The sequence below is a fragment of the Paenibacillus sacheonensis genome, assembly GCF_009909195.1.
In the GTDB taxonomy this organism is placed as follows: domain Bacteria; phylum Bacillota; class Bacilli; order Paenibacillales; family Paenibacillaceae; genus Paenibacillus_Z; species Paenibacillus_Z sacheonensis.
In genome coordinates, this window is sequence record NZ_JAAAMU010000009.1 from 1 (window position 1) to 25,226 (window position 25,226).

At 61.1% G+C, this 25,226-nt stretch carries 13 protein-coding genes; 1 reads left to right on the top strand and 12 read right to left on the bottom strand.

The window, feature by feature from the left end:
* From GT003_RS17745 to GT003_RS17755, 3 genes are all read right to left on the bottom strand, one after another.
* Positions 1-439, bottom strand: a 439-nt coding sequence (locus tag GT003_RS17745) for a family 4 glycosyl hydrolase (protein WP_487247391.1), incomplete at its 3' end; no start/stop codon positions are given.
* Positions 440-1,626: 1,187 nt separating this feature from the next.
* The gene (locus GT003_RS17750) at positions 1,627-2,694 is read right to left on the bottom strand and encodes a Gfo/Idh/MocA family oxidoreductase (RefSeq protein ID WP_204798938.1); all 1,068 of its coding nucleotides are present in this window, start codon (positions 2,692-2,694) and stop codon (positions 1,627-1,629) included.
* A gap of 5 nt (positions 2,695-2,699) precedes the next feature.
* Positions 2,700-3,797, bottom strand: a complete 1,098-nt coding sequence (locus GT003_RS17755) for an FG-GAP repeat domain-containing protein (protein WP_161700228.1) — start codon at positions 3,795-3,797, stop codon at positions 2,700-2,702.
* Positions 3,798-3,987: 190 nt separating this feature from the next.
* On the opposite strand from GT003_RS17755, the gene GT003_RS17760 reads away from it, so the two are divergent.
* Positions 3,988-4,812: an AraC family transcriptional regulator gene (locus GT003_RS17760; RefSeq protein WP_161700230.1), complete on the top strand. Its 825-nt coding sequence runs from the start codon at positions 3,988-3,990 to the stop codon at positions 4,810-4,812.
* 142 nt (positions 4,813-4,954) lie between these two features.
* Here GT003_RS17760 and GT003_RS17765 read toward each other — a convergent pair whose 3' ends face one another.
* From GT003_RS17765 to GT003_RS17805, 9 genes are all read right to left on the bottom strand, one after another.
* Positions 4,955-5,263: a hypothetical protein gene (locus GT003_RS17765; protein ID WP_161700231.1), complete on the bottom strand. Its 309-nt coding sequence runs from the start codon at positions 5,261-5,263 to the stop codon at positions 4,955-4,957.
* A gap of 212 nt (positions 5,264-5,475) precedes the next feature.
* A complete protein-coding gene (locus GT003_RS32545; protein ID WP_239565960.1) occupies positions 5,476-8,724 on the bottom strand; it encodes a fibronectin type III domain-containing protein in 3,249 nt (1,082 codons plus the stop codon).
* 69 nt (positions 8,725-8,793) lie between these two features.
* Positions 8,794-12,063 carry a fibronectin type III domain-containing protein gene (locus GT003_RS32550; protein WP_338045980.1) on the bottom strand — a complete coding sequence of 1,090 codons (3,270 nt, stop codon included), beginning with the start codon at positions 12,061-12,063 and terminating at the stop codon, positions 8,794-8,796.
* A gap of 933 nt (positions 12,064-12,996) precedes the next feature.
* Complete coding sequence (locus GT003_RS17780) at positions 12,997-15,621, bottom strand: glycoside hydrolase family 38 N-terminal domain-containing protein (RefSeq protein WP_161700233.1); 2,625 nt, start codon at positions 15,619-15,621, stop codon at positions 12,997-12,999.
* On the bottom strand, positions 15,618-16,958 hold the full coding sequence (locus GT003_RS17785; RefSeq protein ID WP_161700235.1) for an amidohydrolase family protein: 1,341 nt from the start codon (positions 16,956-16,958) through the stop codon (positions 15,618-15,620). The genes GT003_RS17780 and GT003_RS17785 overlap by 4 nt, the downstream gene beginning before the upstream one ends.
* Positions 16,959-16,974: 16 nt before the next feature.
* Complete coding sequence (melA, locus tag GT003_RS17790; protein WP_161700237.1) at positions 16,975-18,489, bottom strand: alpha-glucosidase/alpha-galactosidase; 1,515 nt, start codon at positions 18,487-18,489, stop codon at positions 16,975-16,977.
* Between the two features lie 134 nt (positions 18,490-18,623).
* A complete protein-coding gene (locus tag GT003_RS17795; protein ID WP_161700239.1) occupies positions 18,624-20,798 on the bottom strand; it encodes an alpha-galactosidase in 2,175 nt (724 codons plus the stop codon).
* The gene (locus GT003_RS17800; RefSeq protein WP_161700241.1) at positions 20,779-22,872 is read right to left on the bottom strand and encodes an alpha-galactosidase; all 2,094 of its coding nucleotides are present in this window, start codon (positions 22,870-22,872) and stop codon (positions 20,779-20,781) included. The genes GT003_RS17795 and GT003_RS17800 overlap by 20 nt, the downstream gene beginning before the upstream one ends.
* A gap of 207 nt (positions 22,873-23,079) precedes the next feature.
* Complete coding sequence (locus tag GT003_RS17805; protein WP_161700243.1) at positions 23,080-24,864, bottom strand: glycoside hydrolase family 36 protein; 1,785 nt, start codon at positions 24,862-24,864, stop codon at positions 23,080-23,082.
* Positions 24,865-25,226: the final 362 nt, after the last annotated feature.

Sequence of the window (25,226 nt, forward strand, 5' to 3'; positions counted from 1 at the left end):
TGACGTAGTTGAGCAGGATCGCCTTGGGGCACAGCTCCTCCATGTCGCGCGCCACGTCCAGGATGACCGGGATGCTGCGCAGGGCGCGGAAGACGCCGCCCGGGCCGAGCGTGTCGCCGATGCATTGGTCGACGCCGTACTTGAGCGGAATCTTGTAGTCCAGCTCGAACGCGGTCAAGCCGCCGATTTGGAACGAGCAGATGACGTAGTTCGCGCCCGCGAGCGCTTCGCGGCGGTCGGTCGTGATGGAGACGCGGGCTTTGAGGTTGTTCTGCGCGATGACGCGGTCGATGTAGCTTTTGACATGCGTTGTCTTGGTCGTCGACGGCGCCATGAGGACGAATTCGGTTTCTTCCAGCACTTCCGTGGCCATGATGTCCAGGATCAGCGTTTTGCAGAACACGACGCTGCCGGCTCCGATGATGGCGACTCTTCTCATAAGTAACACCCCGTTCTTTGGAATGGTTTGAAAAAGCGGATGGCGGGGGCGCGGGTGCCCTGCGGCGGTACGGGCCTGCGTTCGCTGTTGCAGTTCGGAATTCTCTCATCTCCCAAGACATGTAAAGGTGGAATTCCGACTGCAAAGGCGATCTCCGACTCCGTACCTCCTCCGGGCCCCTGCCCCCGCCGGGGCTTTTTAAAGCATGGCCTGCAGAACTTCCCCCGGCAGGGGGCGTTGCAGGGTAGGAGAGCTGACTGTTGTGGAAGACTCACTTTCGTTGCACGCTGCGCTATGCTCCGGCCTCGTCGGCCGAGAGCGACCGTAGTCCGCTTGCCCTGCCTGCTACGAAATGCTGTGAGACCAATTGGTTCAACCCCCTAAAGGGGATAAAGAGTAAATAAGAGAAATTAAGAGCAATAAGAGTAATTAAGAGAAATTAAGTGCAAATATGCACTTATTTTTCGAAGAAACTGACCTCCCTGACCAAATAGGTGCAAATGTGCACCTATTCCAAGGATTTTCGTCTCTGGACCTCGATTACCGATGTAATAAGTGCAGATCTGCACTTATTTCTCGTATTCAGTGATTTGAGCGCCGATTAGTTGCATTTTTGCACTTATTCCTGCCGGCAAGCGGTTTGGCGGCGGTCGTTCTGGGCAGCTCGACTTGTGCACTCGCCGGCCTTTGTTCTTTATGCTTCGCGACTGTCGGAAGCTGCGTGACTCAAGCGGTTTATCGCTACTGTTCTCGATCTCTTGGCAAGGTGCCGTGCGGCGGGCGATACGCCATCGCCTACTTCCTTCCAACGCCTGCTTCCAGTTCGGCTAATTCGTCGCTGCGCATCGTATGACGTACAGCAATCGCCAGCGGTAATGATCTGTATGCCGACCGCAGCTGGCATCCGCTTCTTCGGCGCGTTAAGATTTTTACGGAATTAATGCTTCATGCCGCTGCCTGTTAGCCACGTTAATGCCTGCTAGTTAATTCGCTGCCTTACCGCAGCGCTTGCTTGGCTGCCGAGCGTTGCTTACCGATGCTCTGCTGCCTGTTTGCTGCATCGTTGCCAAGCGAGCAACTGTCGGCTGGATTGCGTCGCAAATATTACTTTTCAATCGCCATCTGCCGCTTCGCTGCCGATCTACCGCTTCGCTGTCCGTCAGCGGGCCAGCCGGATGCGGCGCGCTTTACACCTTCGACTCTTCCTTGTACTTCGACATGAACAAGACATAGTCGCGGGCGATCTTGAGGTCCTCCAGCGCTTCTTCGGCCGTACAAGGCGCCGGACGTTCGCCGCGCACCGCAGCCAGGAAATTGATGGCCTGCTTGCGCATCGCGCCTTGGTTCGGCAGCACCGGCTCCGTGAAGGTCGGCGTGCCGCCGTTGTCGCGGAAAACGGTGACCTTTCCGGCGCGCTGGCGGGCCAGCGGCGCTGGAAGCTCGATTTTGATAAACCCCTTCTCGAAGGTGACGAGGATGCTTTCCTGCCAATCCGTCGAGGTGACGTACGTGCCCATCTCCAGCGTGACGCATTTGCCGCTGTCGCTCTCACCGACCAGCAAAGCTCCAGAGCGGGCAGCATACACGAGCTTATACGGCTCGCCCAGCATGTAACGAATCGCGTTGATCTGATGAATGTAGAAGTTGACGAACCAGTCGTAGCTGCCCGTCTCCTCTTCGGTCATGCCCGGCACCGGCTGCGGCTCCCACTCGGTCGCGCCCGTCGGCTCGTCGGTCCAGAGCGCGTTGTCCGCGCCGCCCACCCAATTGCCGGGAGGCATCGAAACGCGAACGTAGTTCAGCTTGCCGAACTCGCCGCTTGCCTGCCATTCGTCGATGAGCGCCTTGGCATACTCGACGGCCGGGTCGGAACGCTTGTGATAACCAACGACGTGCAGCGCGCCGGTTTCTTGACCGAGCTTGACGAGACGCTCGCCCGCTTCCACCGACAGCGTCAGCGGCTTCTCCGTGAACACGGGCACGCCCGCGCGGAGGATGTCCGGGATGAGGATCGCGTGCCGCTGAAAAGGCTGGGAGGCAATGACCGCGTCCAATTGCTCATTCGCGAGCAGCTCCGTATGGTTCGCATAGATGCGGGAGATGCCGTAGCGGGCAGCGACCTTTTTCGCCAGCTCCGCGCGCGGTTCCGCCAGGGCGACGACCTCGCACTCCTCCTCCAGCATCGCGTAGTTGAACAAATGCGCGTTTTGGCCCATGAAGCCGGAACCGATGAATCCGATTTTTAATTTACCCACGCTGATTACGCCTCCTTCTCGTCATTGCCTAGATTTTCGAACAGATAAAGTCCGTCCTTGCCCGGCGCCACGATGTCGGGGAAGCCGTTCCCCGTGATATCCTGCACCCAGAAATAAATGCCGCAGCCCGACGCTTCTCCCGCCGGACCGTAATCGATGATGTGTTTCTCGAATGCGCCGTCGCGAATCTTGTAGTAGTAGATCCCGATGTCGTCGAAAGCGCCGGGGTCGCCGTCGTTGTGGGCGCGATATCGCTTGCCCGTCACCAGCTCCAGCTCGCCGTCGCCGTCGATGTCGACCATCTGCATGTCGTGGAATTGGGAGGCCGTCATGTCGATCTCGTGCTTGATCCACGACCGCGCGCCGTTCTCGTCGATGCGCTGCTCCAGCCAGTGCAGTCCGTAATCGTGACCCTGCCCGACGATGATGTCCATCAGGCCGTCGCCGTTGACGTCATGTCCCAGCATCGGCACGCTGGCGAGGCCCATGTCGAATTCGGCATGAAATTTCCATGGACGCTGCGACGGGTCCTCCGGCTGCTCCAGCCAGCCGTTCGCGAGGATGATGTCCGTGCGGCCGTCGCCGTTGATGTCCGCGAAGCCCATGCCGTGCATCGCCGCCGACTCGCCGATGACGATCGTCTCGAACTGTCCGGTTCCGCGGCCGTTCTCGTCGACGATCAATTTGAAGTACTGCTGCGGATCATGCACCGCGTTCGAGAAAATCTCCGGGATGCCGCAGCCGTCGATATCGAAGAAGCGGACCGTCTCGTTGCAGACGCTCGGTCCGATATCGAACGTCTGCCATTCTTCGCCGGTCACGCCGGGGTTTTTGCGCCAGCGCACGGTCGGGCTCCAGTAGGAGGCCGTGATAATATCGGTCCATCCGTCCCCGTCCACGTCCATCGGAAAATCGCTGAAATCGTCATGGTAGCCGCCGATCGCCTGCACTTCGCAAATCGGGTGCTTTTTCTGAAAATCCGGTCCTTCGTACCAAAAGGCACCGCTTACAATATCCAGTACGCCGTCGTTGTTGACATCGAATACGCTGCAGGCCTCGTAGGCCGTATCATCGATTTTGACCTTGCGAAAACGGGTAGGCAAAGGTGAACCCTCCTATGGAATTGTTGGTTTCGCCTTCATTTTAGAGGAATCGCGGGGGCGCTTATAGCCAATACACAGACACATTAGTACGAAATACAGACTAGATGGAAGCTCTTTCAATTGCTATACTTGGACTGTCTAATATTGCGCCAGCGCCAAGAGCTGCCGAACGAATCGGAGGTCGAGCCGAATGCGGGTGAATTACGAAGGCATCGAGATCACAATCATGGGCGCGGGGCGAATTACGCCGGATTCCGAATGGAACATCGCCCCCCATAAGCATGATCAATACGAGATCCATTTCATCACCGAGGGGATCGGCCGCAATCAACTGGAGAACGGGGAAATGGAGCTGTATCCCGGCATCGTCTACATGGCTCCTCCTCAAGAGATGCACGCCCAATATTCGGACAAAACGTCGCCCCTCGGGCTGTATTACGTTTTTCTGGATTTGAAATTCCCGCCTCACTGGGAGCCGCTCTCGCGTATCTATGCCCCTTTCAGTTTCTCCAGCGGGGACTTGCTCTCGATCTTCGAGAGCATCGGCAGCCCGGCGGTCGATGCCAGCATCGGCAATCGGCTGCTCGGCAACATGCGCCTCATCGAAATGGTGTGGAAGGTGCTGGAATCCCGGCTGCAATCCGTGATCCCCGCTTCCCCCGCCCAGCCGCTCAACCAGCACGGGCAGCCCACGCTTTTGCTTCAGAATGCGGTACTCTACATCCAGCAGCATTTCTACCGTAATCCGACCGTGGCGGAGATCGCCGAGGCCTGCTACGTGAGCGAGCGCCACCTCTCCCGCATGTTCCTGCGCCATATGAATATGACGGTCAATCAATTCGTCCAGCACCAGCGCCTCTTCTACGCATCCACGGAGCTGAAGCATACGAACTCGTCGCTGCAGGCCATCTCCGAGCGTCTGCAGTTCTCGTCCATGCAGTACTTCGCGCAGTGGTTCAAAGGGCTGTCCTCGATGACGCCGGCGGAGTTTCGAAAGAAACATTTTATCGCATAAACGAAGCATGAACCTCATGAATGAAGCGTGTATCCCATAAATGAAGCATCAGCGCTTATAACAAAGGGGCTGCCCGGACGTCTGATGACGCGGGCAGCCCCTTGTTCGTGGCCGGCAAATATGCAATTGATCGAGAACGGGATTACATCGAAGAGCCTGTCCTGCCGCCGCGCTGGGCCGCCGAGACCATGAGCAGAATCGCGGAGACCAAGTGAAAAAACCAGCCCACGAACGGAATCCAACCCAGCACGGATGTGATAATCCCTAGGATGGAGCCGTATTTGGCTTCTTTGCTCATCGCTGACATCACGAGCGTCAGGATGTGAAGCAGCAGCATGATCCCGAGAACGCCGTAGCTGCTCCCGACGACGATCAAGCCGCCGAGAATCGGAATGGCCAAAATCAGCTCGAATACGCCTGTCAGCCATTTCATTGCTTGTGAACCGGACAATGCGAACGCCTCCTCAAGATGTGTCATTCCATATTGTAACAAATCGGACACAACTTCGACAGGCATTCCATTCGGCTTTCCGCCATCCTGTCACTTCGCCTCGTTCCGTCCGTTTCGCTTTCGTTTGCCGCGGCTCCTCGCCTTCGGTCGCTCCCGCTTCAAGCAGCAGAAAGACAGCCCCTCTCGGAGCTGCCCCTGCTTACGCGCTTCCCTTAATTCCCGATCTTGACGGAATCGAAATCGATGCTGCCGCTCGTGGAATACTCGTCGATGCGGAGCTGCTTGATCGTTCCCGTCCAGCCGGATACGCTGCTCATATCAATGTCATAGGTCGTGTAGCCGCTATTCGCGTTAATAGAGAACGTCTTGGAGTGCGCTTCGGTAAAGCCGCTGTCGCCCGTGTTTTGGAAATACACCTGCAGATTCGTGGAGCTCGTGTTGTTCTGCAGGCGCAGATACAGGTGGCCGTTGCTCGCGCTCACACCGATGCTGCCCGGCGAGAGAATATACGGGTCGGAGCCGCCCGTCATGCTGACGTGAAGTGAGCCGCCCGAGACGGTGCCGGAGACGTCATTCTGCATCGCCCAGCCCTCGAAATTGCCGGCAGTGTCGAAGTTCCATTCGGCCGCGTAGCTGCTGCCGGAAGAAGGCGTCGCGGACGCCTGCGAAGAGTTGGTGCCCTCGCCGGCGCTGTTGACCGCGCTGACCACGTAGTAATACGTCGTGCCGTTCGTCAGCCCCGTATTCGTGTAACTCGTCGACGTCACGCCCGTCGCGACGTTCGTGTACGAGCCGCCGGATGTCGTGCTGCGTTTGACGTTGTAGCTCGTCGCCCCGGAGACGGCGCTCCAGCTGAGCGAGGCCTGCGCGTTGCCGCCGGTCGCGGTCAAGCCTGTCGGCGCGCTCGGCACGGTGCCCCCGCCGCCCGAACCACCGATTTTGATGGAATCGAAATCGATGCTGCCGCTGCCGGAGAACGCGTCGACCCGCAGCTGCTTGATCGTTCCCGTCCAGCCGGACACGCCGGTCATATCGACGTCGTACGTCGTGTAGCCGCTGTTCGCATTAATCGTGAACGTCTTGGAATGCGCTTCGGTAAATCCGCCGTCGCCGGTATTCTGGAAGTAAATCTGCATGCTCGTCGAGCTCGTGTTGTTCTGCGCGCGCACGTAGATGTGGTTATTGGCCGCGCTGACGCCGACATTATTCGGCGAGATGATGTACGGATCGCCGCCCGTCATGGTGACATGCAGCGAGCCGCCCGAGACGGTACCGGTCACGTCGTTCGCCATGGACCAGCCTTCGAAATTGCTCGCGGTATCGTAATTCCATTCGGCCGCATAGCTCGTGCCGCTCGAGGACGGGGTCGCCGAAGCTTGGCTGGAATTGCCGCTTTCCCCGATGCTATTGACCGCGCTGACGACGTAATAGTACGTCGTGCCGTTCGTGACGCCCGTATCCGTGTAGCTCGTGGACGTCACGCCCGTCGCCACGTTGCTGAACGAGCCGCCCGAGGACGTGCTGCGCTTGACATTGTAGCTCGTCGCGCCGGATGCGGCGCTCCAGCCCAAGGCTACCTGGCCGTTGCCGCCGCTTGCCGACAGGCCTGTCGGCGTCGAAGGAAGGCTGCCTCCGCCCCCGAATGCCGTGTACGCGATCGCCGGCGCCCAGCTTGCCGCATCCGCCGTGTTGTTGCCGCTGCCGTCCACCTCGAAGCGGATGACGTCGCCCGCGCTGACCGAGATGCTGTCCAATGCCTGCTCGGCTCCCACGAGATCGTTGTAGCCGATCGACTGGTCGCCGCCGGACGGCCAGATGCGCGTGCCGTTCTTCGTAATGCGCGTAGTGATGCCGTCTCCTCCGGAGATGTCGGATTTCAGCACGCGTCCGCGGATGCTGATCGTGCCGCTCGACGGCGCGGTCCAGGCGCGGGCGATTTTGCCGCTCGTGCCCGGCGTCTGATCGAACTGCTTCACGTTCGGCACGGCCGTAGACGAATTCGTCTGCCACGCCTTTGCCGCGGAGTCGTAATACGCGAGGTTCGACCAGGACGAGCCGTTATAGGATTGGTAGGACCAGTTGCTGCCGCCTTGCGTGCCGCTGAATTGGTAGCCGGCATGGTAGATGTCCGAAGACGAAAGCGTCTTGTTGTTCGAGACGGTCATGCCGCTTGACGTGCCGCCGGTGTCCGTGTAGATGAACGGACTGTCGCTGGACAGGTTATTCTGGATCGAGCCCGTCGGCGTGACGCCGCTGCCCGAGATCCGGACGGAACCGCCGCCGTTGCCTTTCATGACGTTGCCGTTGATCTCCAAGTTGAACAATTGGTTTGGAATAACCGAGCCGATGTACGAGTTGAAGGCTAGAATCGAAGGGCCCCAGCCCGCGTTGTTGCCGAAATAGTTGTTGTTGACGTGCAGACCGTTCACGCTGTGCTCGTAGTCGATGCCGACTTGGTCGGGCGAGCCCGTGTTCGGCATGTTGATCATCAGGTTATTGAAGAAGTTCGAATCGTACGTGAACGCGGTATAGATCGCCGCCGTGCCGCTCGGGGACGCGCAGCCGCCCGCCTCGTCGAAGATCGAGTTCATGAGCGTCAGGTTCTTCACGCCGTTCAGCGCCATGCTGTCGCCGCAGTAGCTGCCCATGCCGTTCGCGTCGTGGTCATGAATGTAAAGGTGGTTCATGATGACGTTCGTGGCCGCGTCGTGGCGCGTGACCCCCGGACCGACGTACGTGTAGCCGCCGCCGAGGAAATCGATGGTCACGGTATCTTGGTTATGCGCGCCCTCGATGTAGTCGAACAGCATGTTGTTGATGACCGGTCCGTTCCACGGATCCTCCGACCTCGCGCTGCTCGCTGTAATGACGATGCCCGAGGACGTACTGATGGAGTCCCCGGTCGTCTGGTTGCCGCTGCCGGATTGGCCGTGGATACCGGAGATGTGGTGGAAGTACAGGTTCTTGAATTCCAGTCCTTGGTGGCCGGAAGTCAGGAACGTAACCAAGATGCCCGTGCCGGCATAGCCGACTTCGAGATCCTGGATGCGCCAGTAGTCCGGATTGGTCAGCCGAATGCCGCGGTCGGACTCGCTGCCGTTCCGGATGATCTTCGGCCGTGCCCCGGACCCGTAAGCGCCGATCGTGATCCAGTTGCCGGAATTACCGGCGCCGGCCACGACCATCTGCTGGTTGAACGTGGCGCCGCGGGCAAGCAGGATTTGGTCGCCCGCGCCGAACGTGCCGATGTTATTGATCGGCGTGAACGAACAGAACGGCTGCGTCGACGTGCCTGAACCGGAGTCGCTGCAGCCCGATCCGGATTGATTGTTGACGTAATAGGTCGTATTGGATGCAGCCGCCGGCTTCGGCGATACCGCCACGCTGGTCACGGCCAGCAGGAATACGGTCAGCAGCGCCAGCCACGCGCGGCGCGGCAGCTTGGGTTGAACGATCGTCATTATTAGGGCCTCCTCGAAATTCATGGAATTGGAGGCCGGACCGGGGAGTCCCGGCCCGGCAAAGCCAGTCTAGCTGCCGATCTTGATCGAATCGATGTCGGTGCTGCCGCTCGTCGTGAAATAGTCGAGGCGCAGCTGCTTGATCGTTCCCGTCCATCCGCTTACGACGGACATATCGACGTCGTACAACGTGTAGCCGCTGTTGGCCGTCACGTTGAACAGCACCGATTTGCCCTCCGTAATGACGGAATCCGCATTCGTCGTGTAGAACAGCTGCATGATGGTCGCGCCCGTATTGTTCTGCATCCGAATATAGACATGCTTGTTGCTGCCCGCAGCGACGCCGATATTGTTCGGCGACACGATATACGGATCGCCGCCGCCCGTCATGGAAACATGCATGGAACCGCCGGAGACCGTGCCCGAGACGTCGTTCTGCATGCTCCAGCCCTCGAAATTGCTGGCCGTATCGAAATTCCATTCCGCCGCGTACGAGGAGGAACCCGAGGAAGGCGTCGCCGAAGCCGGACTGGAATCGGTGCTCGAGCCGCTGCCGTTGACCGCGGTGACGACATAGTAGTACGTCGTTCCGTTCGTCAGGCCCGTATCCGTATACGTCGTGCCCGTGACGCCGGTCGCGACTGTCGTGCCGTAGGTCCCGGACGTCGTGCCGCGCTTAATCGTATAGCTCGTCGCCCCGCTGACGGCATTCCAGCTTAAGCCGGCCTGCGTATTGCCCGCGGATGCCGACAGTCCCGTCGGCGCGCTTGGCACCGTTCCGCCGCCCCCGCCGACGCCGCCGAGCTTGATGTAGTCGAAGTCGACGCTGCTCGAGCTGGCCGCGACGTCGACGCGAAGCTGCTTGATCGTGCCCGACCAGCCGGACACGCCGCTCATGTCGATGTCGTAGACGGTATAGCCGCTGTTCGGCGCGATGGTGAACGTACGCGATTTGGTCTGATCGAACCCGGGCGAGCCGTTCGTCGTGAAGAAAATTTCGCCCCAGGTCGCGCCCGAATTGTTCTGCATGTTGAGATATACATGGCCGTTGTTCGAAGCCGATGCCGCGATATTATTGGGCGACACGATGTACGGATCGCTGCCGACCATGTTCACATGAAGCGATCCGTTCGAGACGGAGCCGGAGACATCGTTCTGCAGGCTCCAGCCTTCCAAGTCGCCCGGCGAATTGAAGTTCCACTGGGCCGCGTACGTCGCCGCGCCGGAGCTCGGCGTCGCCGATGCTTCCGTCGAATTGCTGCTCGAGCCGCTGCCGTTGACCGCCGTGACGACGTAATAATACGTCGTACCGTTCGTCAGGCCCGTATCCGTATAGCTCGCCCCGCTGACGTTGGTCGCGACCGTCGTGCCGTAAGAGCCGGAAGACGTGCCCCGCTTGAGCGTGTAGCTCGAAGCGCCGCTGACCGCGTTCCACGACAGCGTCGCCTGCCCGTTGCCGGCCGTAGCCGTAAGGCCGGATGGCGCGGCGGGAATGCCGCCGAACGCGGTGTACGCGATCGAAGGCGACCAGCTCGTCGCGTCGTTCGCGTTGTTCGCGCTGCCGTCCACCTCGAAGCGGATGACGTCGCCTGCCGTGACGGACAGGTTGTCGAGCACCTGCTCCACGCCGACTTTGTCGTTGTACGCGATCGATTGGTCGCCGCTTGCCGGCCAGATGCGCGTCCCGTTCTTCGTGATGCGCGCCGTAATGCCGTCGCCGCCGGCGAGATCCGACTTCAGCAACCGTCCGCGGATGCTGATCGTGCCGGAAGACGGCGCGGTCCACGCGCGGGCGATCTTGCCGCTCGTGCCCGGCGTCTGCTCGAACTGCCGCACGTTCGGCACGGCCGTGCCGGAGCTCGGCTGCCACGACTTGGCGGAAGCGTCGTAGTAAGCAAGATTGGACCATGAGGAGCCGCTGTAGCTTTGATACGACCAACTGTTTCCGCCCTGCGTGCCGCCGAACTGATAGCTCGACGAGTAGAGGTCGGACTCGGTCGGAATGTAACGGTTATTGGCCACGGTCATGCTGCTAGCCGTGCCGCCGGTTTCGGTGTAGATGAACGTGGAATCATGGTACAGGTTGTCGCCGATGCGTCCCGTCGGATTCAGCCCACTCCCCGCGATGCGTATGGAGCCCTGCCCGTTGTTCATCATCACGTTGCCTTCGATGCTCAAATTGTCCAGCCTGTTCGGAATGACGCTGCCAATGTAGGAATTGAAGGCGAGAATGGATGGGCCCGCGCCTGCATTGTAGCCGAAGAAGTTGTTGTTGACCTTGAAGTTCGACACGATCGCCTCGTAGTCGATCGACACTTGGTCCGGCGAGTTCGTGTTCGGCATGTTCTTCATAATGTTATTGAAGAAGTTCGCGTTGTTCAGGAATCCGGTGTAGATCGCCGCGGTTCCCGTCGGTGCCGGGCAGCTGTTCGCATGGTCGAATACCGAGTTCATGAGCGTCAGGCCATCGGTCGCATTAAGCGCCAGGCTTTCGCCGCAAACGTTGCCCATGCCGTTCGCGTCGTTATCATGGAAGTACAAATGGTTCATGACGACGTTCGTCGCCGCGTCATGGCGCAGGTCGCCAGGACCGACGTACGATAGTCCGCCGCCGAGGAAGTCGATCGCGATCGTGTCCAGATTGTGCGCGCCTTCGATATAATCGAACAGCACGTTGTTGATGACCGGACCGTTCCAGTGATCCTCCGTCTTCTGGGCGCCGTTCGCCGTGATGTCGATGCCCGCCGAGTTCATGACGTAGTCGCCGCCGTTCTGCGAGCCGCTGCCGGAATTGCCGTGGATGCCGGTGATGTGATGCAGGTACAGATTGCGGAATTCGAGCCCCTGGTGACCGGAAGACGTGAACGTCACCAGGATGCCGACGCCGGCGTAACCGACCTCGAGGTTCTGGATGCGCCAGTAATCCGGGTTATTCAGCCGAATGCCCCGGTCGGATTCGACGCCGTTGCGGATAATCTTCGGGTCGGCGCCGGAGCCGTACGCGCCGATCGTAATCCAGCTGCCCGAATTGCCGGAGCCCGTTACGACCATCTGCTGATTGAACGTCGCGCCGCGGGCGAGCAGGATTTGGTCCCCCGCGCCGAAGGTGCCGATGTTGTTGATCGGCGTGAACGAACAGAACGGCTGCCCGGTCGAAGTGCCGGAACCGGAATCGCTGCAGTTCGAGCCCGGCTGGTTGTTGACGTAATACGTCGTGTTCGATGCGTTCGCCAAGCTCGGCGCCCAGACCAAGACCGTCATAAGGGCTCCGAAGGCGATGGCAAACAACGCTAGCAAACGGGTTAGCGTTGATGCGGATATGCGGTTGGCAGCAATCACGTTACTAAATCCCTCCTCTTCCTCTGGTAAAACCTTTCGAATCGCCGTCAAGCCCCTGCCTAATAGCCGATTCTGCGCCGCTTGCGCGGCGTCGGATGCCTGTAGGGCATCACCTCCTTTGCCGTCGTATTCGTTGATCCATGTAAAATCGGCAGTACCTTGCCGTTGACAACGCTGCCTATCCTGCTTGAATGCGGCCTCTGTTTGCACGTCGCCCGGCGGTTGTTGGGCGCCATGCACAAAACAAACTAAAAGCGGTGACCCTTCAGCTGTTCAAGCTCCTAAAGCTGCGCTAGCGCACAATTTCGAGCCAACTTCGGCTTATTGACCTCCCAAAGCTGCGCTAGCGCACAATTTCGGGCAACTTCGGCTTATTGACCACCTAAAGCTGCGCTAGCGCACAATTTCGGGACAACTTCGGCTTATTGACCTCCCAAAGCTGCTCTATTGCACAATTCCGCCTCCTCTTCGTCTTTTAGAGCTCCCAAAGCTGCTCTATCGCACAATTCCGGGCCAACTTGGGCTTATTGGACTCCCAATGCTGGGCTATTGCACAATTTCGCCCCATCTTCGACTCATAGAGCTCTGAAAGATGCTCTATCGCATAATTCCGGGTCAACTTCGGCTACTCGAGCTCCCGAAGCAGTTCTATTGCACAATTTGGTCACAGCTTCGGCTACTCGAGCTCTGAAAGCTGCGTTATCGCACAATTCCGCCCCATCTTCGACTTATAGAGCTCTGAGAGCTGCGTTATCGCACAATTCCAAGCCAAACTTCACATAAAATCCGGCGGCAGGCACCATGGCAAGCCGTCCCGACATTCCGGGCCAGTGCCGAACCGGTACCCAGAGCCGCGTAATTCGGACTCAAGCCCGTAAGGCGATGCGACCCTGTTCGGGCCATGCCAGGACGGCTTGCCCGGCACTCGAGCCGCTAGGCCATAAGCGATGTCTCCGTTACAAGCCCGCGCCGCTCATCGACGAGCAGCGTCCTGATCTCGAACGCGCCGAGCCGCTGCCGCTCCGACAGGCCGATCGACGGAATGCGAAGCTCCGTCTCCTGCTCCTCCGCAGTCGGATTATAGAGACGGACGACGAAGCCCGCGCCTTCCTCGGCCTTCTTGAACGCCGTCATGACGACGGCCTCGCCCGTCAGCTCGGCGAGCGGCGCCGCGGCCGTTCCCGCGCCCGGCGGGAAGAACGACAGCACGAACGGCTTCTCGCCCCGTTCCAGCGCACGGCGGTCGAGCTCCGCCAGCTTGGCGCGTCCCGCGCCGCCGCCGAACCAGAACCGGTACAGCCGCTCGCCTTGGTCGATGCGATTGGAATAGCGGTCCTGCGGCATGACCGTCCGATCGTTGATCGGGTGACCGGAGAAGCCTGGCGAGCGCAGCAGCGATAAACGGATCTCCCCGGCGTCGTAGTCCGACCCGTAAATGCCGTCGTTGATACAGCTGAAGGCCAGGTCCGACGCGGCGTCGTAGGCCGCGGTCCACTTCTGCGCGACCGCTTCGAGTCCGCCTTCCGGCAGACGGTCGTTGCCGCCGGCCACTTGGCCGAAATAGGCGCCTGCCTCCAGCAGCGTCGGAACGGACAGCTTCAGCATGCGGCTCTTCTCGTTCCAGATGACCCGTACCTGAACTTCGAGCTCCGTCCCTTGCTTCGGCAGCTTGTAGGTCTGCACGAGGAACGAGTGATTGTAGCGGAACAGGGCTTCTACGACCGTCCGCGCAGGGCCATCTTCGATGACGCGCACCGATGGAAGCTCCCCCTCCGCAATGCCGGAGAAACGCGTGCCGTCTTCCGGCCGCATCAGCTCGAAGCGACCCGCCAGGTCGCGGAAGCTCTGCACCTCCATACCCCACGCATCGTCGCTGTCCGCGATGACGAGGGGCGCGAACGCGCCCGGCTTCAAGAACTCGACGCCGTCCGCCGCATAGCGGTCAACGAGACCCGTTGCGCAGTTGATATCGACCGCTAGCTCCGCGCTGCGAAACGCGATGATGCCGTCCCGGGCCTCAAGCGCCGGTGCCGGCTTCTTCGGCAGCGTGACGAGCCGCACGTAGAAGCGGTTCATGATGCCGGGCTCGAGACGCGCTTGAAAGGCAACGCGCTTGCGCCAGTCGAGGTTGAGGTTGCTGAGCTCCTGCTCCGCCTGGGAAGGAACGGGTTCGCCGGCGCGGTACACGTACGGCATCGTAAACTCCTCGTTCCAGTTCTGGTCCGGCAGCTGGAACTCGCATTCCCAGATTCCCTCGACGGCATGCGGATGGGGATTGTAGACGAGAATCGGGATCTCGCCCTCCGCGGCGGCCGGCTGCCCGGCGGCCAAGGCGAAGAATGCCCGCGCCTTGAGCCGCGATACGATCTCCAAGCCATGATCGAGCAGGCGTAGCGACGCTTCCTCGACCGGCTGGATCGACGACCCTGGCAGGACGTCATGAAACTGGCTGACCATCAAGTCGCATAAGGCGTCCTGTAATTCGGCGGCGGGGTAACGGAACGTCGGGGCGGAAGCCATTATCGCATCCGTTGGCCCCGGACCAACCGGGGATGCAAGAGCCAGAGCCGCAGCCGCTTCGGCGGCAGCCTCCATGGATACGCCGGCAGCGATTGCACCGGCAGGCTCCCCTTCCCTCGCCGGGCCCGGAGCTAGGCTGGCCAACGCCGCATGCGTCAGCATTTTCTCGGCCATGTAAATCTCGTTCTCCAGAAGCCGATGCTTCTGCTTGATGCGAATCTGCGACGTGTAACAGCCGACGGCATGGGGATTCATATCCGCCGCCCGGCGGGGCAGTTCCCTGCCCGTCTCGCGCAATTCGGCGAAATAAGCCTCCGGCGTGGAATGAACGATGAGCGCATCGTCCGTCTCGGCGATCAGCGCCTCCAGGTCCTTGAGGTCCTCGTACGACGGGCCGCCGCCGTGATTGCCGACGCCCCAGAGCATCGCCGCGACGTCCCTGTCCGCAAACTTCTCCAGTCCTTGGCTTGCTTTCTGCGCCGCTTGGCCGCGATGCGAGCCGTACATGTCGACGGCCCGGTGCGCCGTGATTTCCGAGCCGTCGTAGCCGACCCAGACGAAGTCATCCCCTTCCAGCTCCAGCTGCGACGGAATCGGACGGCAGAAGATATAGGCGTCATAGCCGGCCTTCTTCATGATTTGAACCAATCCGCGGCTGTGGCCGAACGAATCGAAGTTGATCGCCGCCGTCGGCGTGACGCCGAACTTCTCCGCAAAATACCGCCGCCCCAGCAGCATCTGCCGGACGAACGACTCCGCGCTCGGCATGTTGCAGTCGGGCTGCAGGTACCAGCCGCCCATGATATGCCACCGGCCGTCCGCGACCAGGCGTTGAATGCGCGCGAACAGCGCGGGCTCGAATTCCTCCACCCATTTGTACAAGGTGACCTCGTTATGGTTGAAGACGAAGCCCTCGAACCGTTCGCACAGGTCGGCCGCCACCCGGAAGGTGGAGACGGCTTCCGCCGCGCCCTCCTCCCATTCCCACAGCCAGACAGGGTCGAGATGCGCGTTGCAGATCAGGTGAAACGTCTTCATACCGCTGTCTCTCCTTTGCCCGCTGCGTGATCTCTGTCCGCCATGCCCGCTTCCGGCTTGAAGCCGAAAAATTCGTTCGGATTGTTGAAGAACCAATCCTCGGCAACCGTCTTCGCGTCGTTCAGCGACAGCCAGCCCTCCTCGACCAGCTCCGACAGCGCGCGCGCGACGTTGTCGCGGGCCGCCACGAGGTAGCCGTAGGTCAGCTCGGTCGTGAAGGCATCCGCGCCGAAGGCGAGCACTTTGTTGTACGGAAGGATTTTGAGCGCGCGCTTCATCAGTTCCACCGTATAGTCCGGATCAATGATATGGCACCAGCAGAGGTCGAGCCAGACGTTCGGATAGTTTTTGCCGATGAACAGGTATTCGTCCATGTACGGCCAGTTGCCGTGGAACAGGCCGACCTTGACGTCGGGATGCGTCTCCAGGAACGGGATGAGCAGCGCCGCATTGGCCTTACGCACGTCGTTGCGGGTGCCCGCCATATGACCCGTGTGCAGCTGGAGCGGCAAGCCGCGTTTCGCGCCCCGGCGGGCGTATTCGCTGAACAGCCAGTCGTCGATCGGCTTCGTCTCCACGTAGGACAGCGCTTCGCGCGGATACTGGATCAGCCGCGTGAAGATCCGCTCGATGTCCGGCTTGCTGTGCATCTCGTAATCCAGCGCGCGCCGGTACGCCGACTGGTCCTTGAGGCAGACGGCGCCGAACTGCACCGCTTGATCGAGGTACCCGTCGAAGGCGGCCATGAAATCGTCGAGCTCGCGCATCGGCCCCTTGGCATACGGAGACAGCTTTTGCAGCGATACGATGCTGAGAATCAGATGCAGCTCCGGCAGGGGGACGGCGAACTTCGCGTTGTCCGAGATGCCCTGCACCTTGCCGTTCATAATGTTGCGGAAATCCTCGTAACCGGATATGTCCACGACGGATGCGCGGATGCCGGCTTCCGCCATGATGCGGTCATGCCAAACCGTATCGCGCTCGGAGGAACGCTCCATCAGCATGCGGAAGTTCGACTCCGTCAGCTCCGTCACGCCCCAGCAATGCGTAAGGCCGGCCATGAAGTACCGGTAGTAAGCCGTATGCTTTACCTTCGGCAGCACTTTGGCGAACGCTTCCCACTTCTGCCCGATCGGCGCGTCGCCGTTGTTCATCAGCCGGGCGAACGCCCGATCCTCCAGCCCGGAGGCGACGTCGAGATCGGAATGCAGGTAGCCGAGGTACAGGCCGAACGGATTCGTTACCTTGCCGCCGCTGCCGATATGATGGTCATGCGTGTTAATGACGGGTACCGTGTCGAGGTAAGCCCGCAGTTCGGCGTACAGTTCCTTTGCCATCGCTCTCCATCCTCCCTTATCCTTGGCCTGCCGCGGCCTTCTTTTCCTTCGCTTTATCCGCCTCGCCCGCATTGCGGTTCGCGGCTTCGCGGTCGGCCTTCTGCTCCTCGACCGTCTTCGTCTTCAATCGGGCCGCGCCGCGGTACCCGTCGCGCGTCGGTACTTTCTTGCCCGAAGCAAGCCGTTCCTTCGCTTCCGCGATCGCGGTACCGTATTGCGGCAGCCACCGCTCCTGCGCGACGAGCAGCTCGTCGGCCATCTGCCACACCTCAGGCGGATTGCACACGGCGCCCGTCAGCGGATCCATCAGCATCGCCTGCCGCAGCAGCAGATCGTCCCCGCGCACCGCCGCTTCCACGCCGAGCCGCTGCACCGAGATGCTCGCATTGCACACCGCCGCGCAGCCGAGCGGGATGTCCCCTACGACCGGCATGCCGATGCCGTTACGGTCCACATAGCCCGGCGCCTCGATGATGGCATCGTCCGGCAAGTTCGTAATGATGCCGTTATTCGGCACGTTGAAATGTCCGCGGTAGACGCGGCCCGTCTCCAAGCCTTCGATAATATAGGAGCCGTGCTCCTCGCCGCGCTCCTCAGGCGCGTAGCGGAACGGCGGCGCGGCCAGCCAGTTCGGAAAGTCCGTCTTGAACCAATCGCGGCCTTCCGTGCATACCCGGAGATAACCGCCCGTCTCGCCGTTGATCCAGACGCTGAGATCGATCCAATTGCCGATATCGTCCGGCCGTTTGCGGTACCAAGGGACATACTCGCTGTCATGACCGTTCGATTCCGTGCTGAAATACCCGAACCGACGCAGCAGATCGATGCGCACCTTCTCGGTATCGCGGTAGACGGGATGATTCTCGAACGCCTCGAGCAGCTTGCCGGTCATATCCTCGCCCCGGTGCTTGACGGACACGAACCAGGTCTGATGATTGATGCCCGCGCAGACGACGTCGATGTCCTCCTTCCCGAGCCCCAGCACCTCCGCGACCTGCCGCGTGTCGCCCTGCACGCCGTGGCACAGGCCGACCGTCCGCACGCCGCCGTACTTGTTGCATGCCCATGTCAGCATCGCCATCGGATTGGCGTAATTGAGCAGCAGGCAGTCCGGATGCGCCACTTCGCGAATGTCCTTGCATATGTTCAGCATCTCGGCGATGCCGCGCTGCGCGTACATGAGGCCGCCGGTGCAGAGCGTATCGCCGACGCATTGGTCGACGCCGTAGCGAAGCGGGATGTCGATATCCGATGCAAAAGCTTCCAGTCCGCCGATTCGCACGACGGTGAACACGTATTTCGCGCCCGCGAGCGCCTCCCTGCGGTCGAGCGTCGATTGGATGTCGATGGCTAGCCCGTTCTCGCGGATATCCCGCTGGCAGAGCTGCGTGACCATGTCGAGCTGCGACTCGTTAATGTCCGTGAACGCCACCTCGATATCGGCGAACTCCGGCACCGACAGCAGATCCCGCAGTAGGCCACGAGTGAAGCCGACGCTGCCCGCCCCGACAAAAGCGATTTTAAACGCCATAAATGATTGCCCTCCTTAAATGCGTAATCGTTCGATCTAGGCGCGTCAAACGCCGCCTCGGCAGCTGCCGCGGAATGTGCTGCCGTTCTGCGGCGCCTTGAGCCGCCTCGCGTCGATTTTGTCCATTCCGTCCATCAGTTCGTCCGTTCGATGAAAACCCACTCCGCCACGAAGCGTCCTTCCAGCCGCATGTTCAACCCGGAAGCCATCAGCTCCGCGCCCGTCATGCGCGCCGGCGGATTGGTGCCATCCTCGAACGCGACCGCATATTCGGCCTCCGGCTCCAGCCCTTTCCACCGAATGATTCGCTCATCCTCTTCGCAGTCCGGCTTGAACACCATCGTCAGCCCTTTGCCCGTCTCCGGATCGTACAGCTCCAGCCCATCCCACGAGACGCCGTCCGGCCGCGGGAGATTATGATACACGTTTGCGCGGCGGACAAGCGGCCGCACCTTCTCCTTGTATGCCGCGATCAGCCGCGCCAGCGTTGCCCGGTCCGACTCCGACATCTCCGTCGGGAGCTCTACGTGCATTGACGGCGCTCCCATCAAATACGTGCGGAACCGGTACCCGGCCGAGCCGACGATGCCGCCGGACGCGATGTCCCCGAACTGCGTCAGCAGCTGCATGAGCGGAAAACAGTACACCGAATCCCATACGGCCCGGCGCACGTTGACCGCCTCGAAGTAATCCGTCGTCTGCACGGTGCTCGACCGCTTCATGACGGCGTAGCCTTTGAGCGCCCCGCCCCCGGAGCAGTTCTGGTAACGGAAGCCCGGCCGTTCGTCCTCGAACCGGTCAAGCAGCTTCAGAAACGCTTCTTCCGCCCAATAGGCGGCATCGTTGCAGCCCCGATGCTTATTCCCGTCCGCCTTGCGGGTGACGATCGGCTCGTAGTCGGTACGCAGGACGTCCACGCCGTAGTCGTCGAACCTGCGTTCCAGCTGGGAACCGACGAACGCGCTGCATTCCGGCACGCCGAGGTCGGCCTTCAGGTTATCGACGAACCAGCCCGGCTTCCCGTTCTCTCCTTCGGAGGTCAGCGCTTCCGGATGGAGCGATTCCCCGTTCGTCAGCGTGAAGTACAGCCCGAAAGCCAATCCCCGTTCATGCGCGTAATCCGAAGCCGCACGCATGCCCTGCGGCCAATTCGCCGCGCTGCTCCGCCAATCGCCGTAGCCCTCCCACCAGCCGACGTCGACGGCGACTTCCTCGACGCCGATCTTGGCGACGGCATCGACCATCGGATAGAAGCGGTCTTCCTTGCATACCCAGGAACCCTCGTGGGTCGCGGTATTGTAAAAGGCATTCCACGCGACGTACGGCAGGTTCTCGTTCGTCCGGTTGATCTCCGGCATCATGTGCCGGAACAGCCACTTCCGCAGCCGGTTGCTGCCGTCGTCGATGTCGCCGTCGAAAGCGCCGATGAACGCGGCGGGCAGCCCGAAGGACGTCCGAGGCGCGATCTCGGCGCAGAAATCGTCGAACATGCCGGCGCGGATCTCGGCCTGGACGGGAGCGGATCCCGCCGCCCCGCGAGCCGAAGCTCGCGCGTCTTCATTTGCCGTTCCTAGCTTAGCTCCGCGTCCTTCTCCGGTCGCCGTTCCTAGCAAGGCATCGCTTGCAGTCTCTCCGGCAGCTTCGCCCGCCGTTCCCCGAACCGCGATGCGCCCATGGTTCCATGCCCAGCCGACGTACAGCCCGCGGCCGCTGCGGGCATGCAGCATGACGAGCGGGATGAAGCCGGTATCGTCGTCGTCCGGTTTCGTCCATATATCCATGGCGTACCGGTCGCGCAGCGGTTCGAGATAGGTTCCGTAGCCGGAGCGCATGTAGGACATGATCGTTGCCGCGGCTCTGTCCTTATGTACATAGAAGACATCCATGTCTTCATCGGCGCCGACGACGATGTCCAGCGATTCCGGCTCGTACAGCAGAATCGGCAGTTCCGTCATATTCTCGACGACCAGCCGATGCTGCACCGGCCCCGGGCCGGCATGCGCCGTCCATACGGAGCTCAGCGCGGTACCGCTGGCCGCGTCATGAAACCGCAGCGTCAGCTCCGTGCCTCCCGAGCCGATCGTCTCCCAGGCCGCGGACCGGAACGCCCACTCCGGCGCGCGGCGCACGTAACCGGCAGCCAGCCTGCTTGGCAGCTTCACTTCCGCCGCGGACCGGGTCGTCCAATCGTTACCGGCCGGCCCTTTAAGCGAGACGAGGTACAGCCGATCTTCCCGGACGGCCAGCGCAAGCGCCGTATCCGCGGTGGCCAACGTCCATTCTTGCTCGCTATTCGCCATCGGATTCATTCGCCCCGCCCCCTTTGCCTGCGCCTTCGTCTTCGCCTTCGTTTTCGCCGCTGCCGGCCAACCGATAGAACACCCATTCCGCGCTGAACTTCTCCGCCAGATGCACGCGCAGTCCGCGCTCCATCAGCTCGCTTCCGAGCGTCCGCGCGGGCGGCAGCGACGCGTCATCGTAATCGATGTCGTAATACGCGCTAGGGTCGAGCCCTTGGAGCGGCACGAAGATTTCCGGCCCTTCGTTATCCGGCCGGAACACGGTCAGCATCCCGCGTCCCCGAACGGGATCGTATAACTGAAGACCGTCCCAGTTCACGCCGTCCGGACGCGGCAGCACATGGTAGATGTCGGCATGCCGCACGAGCGGTCGCACCCGCTCCTTGTACACGCCGACCAGGCGCTTCAGCGTCGCCGCTTCCTCCGGCGGCATCTCGCTCGGCAGCTCGAAGTGGGCCGACGGGGCGCCGATGAGGTAGGTGCGGAACCGATACGAGTCGCTCGCGCTTTTGCCGCCGGAAGCGACGTCGCCGAACTGGGTCAGGAGCTGCATGAGCGGCAGCACGTAGACGGAATCCCACACGGCCTGCCGCACGTCGAGCGCGGTGTAAATATCGGTTACCTGCACGGCCGTGGAACGCTTCATGAGCGCGTAGCCCTTGAACGCGCCGCCGCAGTTGCAGTTCTGGAACCGCAGCCCCGGCTTGTTCGCGAGCAGATGGTCGACGATGTGCAGAAAACCTTTCTGCGCCCAATAAGGACCGTCGTGGCAGCCTTGGTGCGTATTCCCTTTCGCCTTGCTGCGGGCAATGGGGCTGAGATCCGAGCGGAACGTGTCCACGTCGTATTCGTTCAACCGCTGCAGCAGCACGTTCTTGAGGAAATCCCGGCATTCGTCGATGCCCACGTCCGCCACCCAGCGGTGCACGAACCAATCGGGATGGCCGGTCGGTCCCTTCGAGCTCAGCGCCAGCGGATGTTCGGACCAGCCGTCTAGGAAGGCAAAATACAGCGTGAACAGCATGCCCCGGTCATGCGCGTAGCGCGACGCGGCATCCATGCCCTGGGGCCAGCGTTCTTCGCTCGCCCGGAAATCGCCGGGCTTCTGCCACCAGCCGACGTCGATCGTAATCTCCTCGATGCCGACCTCCGCGACCGAGTCGACCATCGGATAATACTTGGCCTCCACCGGATTCCAGCTGCCGGCCGGCTCGCCCGTGTTCCAGAAGGCATTCCATTGCACGTACGGAATATGCTCGTTCGTCCGGTTGGCTTCCGGCATCATATGGTTGAACAGCCATTTGCGCAGTCGGTTCGAACCGTCGTCGAGGCTGCCCTCGAATGCGCCGATGAACGCGTTCGGCACCTCGAACGTTTCCCCGTCCGGAAGCTCCGTGCAGAAATCCCCGTGCATGCCCGCGGATACCGCGGCGTACAGGCCATCCACCCTGTTGCGTCCGGCGACATGGATACGGCCTTCGTTCCACTCCCAGCCGACGTAGAGCCCGTGCGACTTGCCGGCGTGCAGCATCACGAGGGGCACATAGCCGGTGTCGTCGCTGTCGACGGTCGTCCACACATCGGCGTGGTAACGGTCCGTAAGCGCTTCCAAGTAAGTCCCGATCCGGTTTTGGAACGAGATCACCCTCGGGGCAAGACGATCCTTCGACACGTAAAATACTTCCGCTTCATCCTGCCCCGCCGAAAATTCAACATCGAGCGACTGCGGATCGTAAATCATGATGCTGCGGCCCGTGCGGTTCCCGATCGCCATTCCGTGCTGCACCGGTCCGGGACCGGGACGCGACGTCCAGACCGACGTCAGCGTGATATCGAATTTCCTGGCTTTATAAGTAAGCGTCAGCCGGTCTCCGTCCGGAAGCCGCTCCAGCTCCGCATGCCGATACGTCCATTCCGGCGGATAGTGGCTCTCGCCGACCGCGAGCCTGCGCGGCAGCAGCAGATCCGTCCCCCGCGATGCCCAGTTCCAGCCCCGGCGCCCCGCCGCCCAGACGATTCTCGGCGCATGGGGCCCGGCTTCCACCGTCAGCTGCATATCTTCGGTTTCAAGCGTCCAGCTCATGCTCGATCTCCCTTCTTATTCCCGTCTCGCGATCGATCCTTCCGATGCACTTTGATTATAGGCCAGCGCTTCCCGCCCGCTGTAGTCCAATTCTAAGACGTAAATGTATGAAACTAGGACCATGCCGGCGGGGATACGGAATCCGGCCAAGCTGCGGCTGCCCGCTCGCCGATCGCGAAATTTCGGGACTCCCGCAGGCGTCCCCGTCTACCCGCCGGCCTGCCTTACCGCCGTGACGACCCCGGAGCGCGGCACCGCGATCGAAGCGACTCCGGACAACGTGCGGACTTCGCTCGCCACGACATCGCCCATGCAGTTCTGCACGAGGATGTCCCACTGCGCTTCATCGCCGAAATCCGCCGCCACGTAAGCATCATGCGAGCCGTTAACCAGCACGAGCGTACGCGCTTCCTCCGCGACCTTCACGACGATGCGATTATAAGCCGTCGTGACTTGCTTATCCGGCGTCTGGCAGGTGATGGCGGGGTACAGGTTCTCCGGCGACTCCGGCATGAAGCGGCCGAATTGCAGCGCGTCGCGGTGCTCGAGCCAGAAGGCGGTATAGAACTTCAGCATCCTGGCATGCGGCTCGCTCAGCTCCGCGAGGCGGACGGAGATCTGCGGCACCGCGTGCAGCACGCCGATGAACTGCTGCGCCGCGGATTCCGGCGACTCGTCCGGATGCCACGCGAACATATCCGAGTGCACGACGGAGTCGCCCGCGAGCATGCGGATATCCGCCGTGCGGAAGCGGTTGGTGTGCGAGCCGAGCGCGCAGTCCATCGCCCTGAAAATATTCCCGTACGCGCGCATCCGCGGCCCGGTATAATTTTGGCGGAATTCCAGCATGATGTCCGGCTTCAGCGCGGTCAAGCGGCTCGTAATGGCCGACAGCAGCTTGTCGACGGCCAAGTCGAGGCTCGGCGTATCATGCGCAGGGTCGCTGCGCAGCCTGCTCTTCCTGTCGGCGAAATCCAGGTACCGCGAGAAATGATCGACGAAATCCAGCTTGAAGCCGTCGATGTTCCATTCTTCCAGCGCCCGGACGTAGCGGCCGACCAAATAATCGCGCACCGCCGGATACCTCGGATCGAGCGCCTGCGGCTGATCCTCGTCCGGATCCAGCACGAAGCCGCTGAATTGCTCGTACAACGGGTTCGACCGGTTAATGTGGGGGACGGAGAACCACACCATGATCTTGAGGCCGAGCGCTTGAATCGTCCGCACCGTGGACGCCATATCCGGAAACTTGTCTGCCGCGATCTCCCACTGTCCGAAGGCGGGGTCGGTCTCGCCCGGCCGATCGATCTGCCAGCCGAAGTCGAGGATGACGGTGCCGCAGCCGAGCTCGCGTGCCAGCTTCGCCTCGTGGACCAGCTTCTCGGCGTCGATCCGGTGATGGTACGCATACCAGGTGGAATAGCAGGGAAGGCGCGCGGCATCGGGTGCCGGCAGCGGACGGCAGCCCTCTTGCTCCGACCACCAGTCGGACAAGTCGCGAAGAGATTCGTAGATCGGTACGGGACGCTCGTCGATCCGCAGTTCGATGCGGTAATCCGTCGTTTCGTACCCGGGCTCCGGCATGAGCTTGACCGTGAACGGCATTGTCGAGGCACCCTCTTCGATATCCGCCACCATGTGCGTGCGCGTCCTCGTATCGGATACGCTCACCGTCACGCGGTTCTCGCCGCCCGCGCTGTACAGCGCGTAGACCGGCGAGCCGTTGTGCGGCGCCATGTTCATGCCGCCGTACCAGTTCGGAATGATATACCGGTCCGCCCAGTAGTGGCCGGTGAAGCGCGCTTGAATATCGTTGAACGCCTGTACCCACTCCGCGGAGAAGGCCGGAAGCTTCGGTGTATCCGATTGCATGCGAAGCATGATATAGCGGATCCCGCCCTCTTCCCGGCTTTCCGCGGCGAGTTCGATATCGTCCTCGCATTTGAACGTGAACGCCTTGCCGCCGATGATTTCGCTTAACGTCTGAACCATGTCCCTCAGCACCTCTGAACGATGAATTTTGGTTGCGATGAATTTAGGTTGGGATGAATTTAAGTTGGGATGAATTCCGGCTGCGCTGCCTCACAATGCAAATAGGCCGAAGCTTCCCGTTATGGATGCTCGACCAAGGCGCACTGAACGTCCGCGGCTTGCGCCCGTTCGCTCGACGATGACCCTAGAAGGCGGCATGCGGGGCCTAAGCAGGTCGCATTGCAGGAGCAAATGCTTCGATAGAAGAAGGTCTCCATTCGTCGGGTATCTGTTAACCGTTTACCTAATACTATTATGTGTCACTGATACTTACAACCATTTTTTCCTCGTTCGACGCAAAGCCTGCTTAGCAGCAAACCCAA

Excerpts from the sequence above, each read along its gene's own strand:
- GT003_RS17760 (WP_161700230.1), top strand. The coding sequence starts at position 3,988 with ATGCGGGTGAATTACGAAGGCATCGAGATCACAATCATGGGCGCGGGG.
- GT003_RS32545 (WP_239565960.1), bottom strand. The coding sequence starts at position 8,724 with ATGACGATCGTTCAACCCAAGCTGCCGCGCCGCGCGTGGCTGGCGCTG.
- GT003_RS17780 (WP_161700233.1), bottom strand. The coding sequence starts at position 15,621 with ATGAAGACGTTTCACCTGATCTGCAACGCGCATCTCGACCCTGTCTGG.
- GT003_RS17785 (WP_161700235.1), bottom strand. The coding sequence starts at position 16,958 with ATGGCAAAGGAACTGTACGCCGAACTGCGGGCTTACCTCGACACGGTA.
- melA (WP_161700237.1), bottom strand. The coding sequence starts at position 18,489 with ATGGCGTTTAAAATCGCTTTTGTCGGGGCGGGCAGCGTCGGCTTCACT.
- GT003_RS17795 (WP_161700239.1), bottom strand. The coding sequence starts at position 20,798 with ATGAATCCGATGGCGAATAGCGAGCAAGAATGGACGTTGGCCACCGCG.
- GT003_RS17800 (WP_161700241.1), bottom strand. The coding sequence starts at position 22,872 with ATGAGCTGGACGCTTGAAACCGAAGATATGCAGCTGACGGTGGAAGCC.
- GT003_RS17805 (WP_161700243.1), bottom strand. The coding sequence starts at position 24,864 with ATGGTTCAGACGTTAAGCGAAATCATCGGCGGCAAGGCGTTCACGTTC.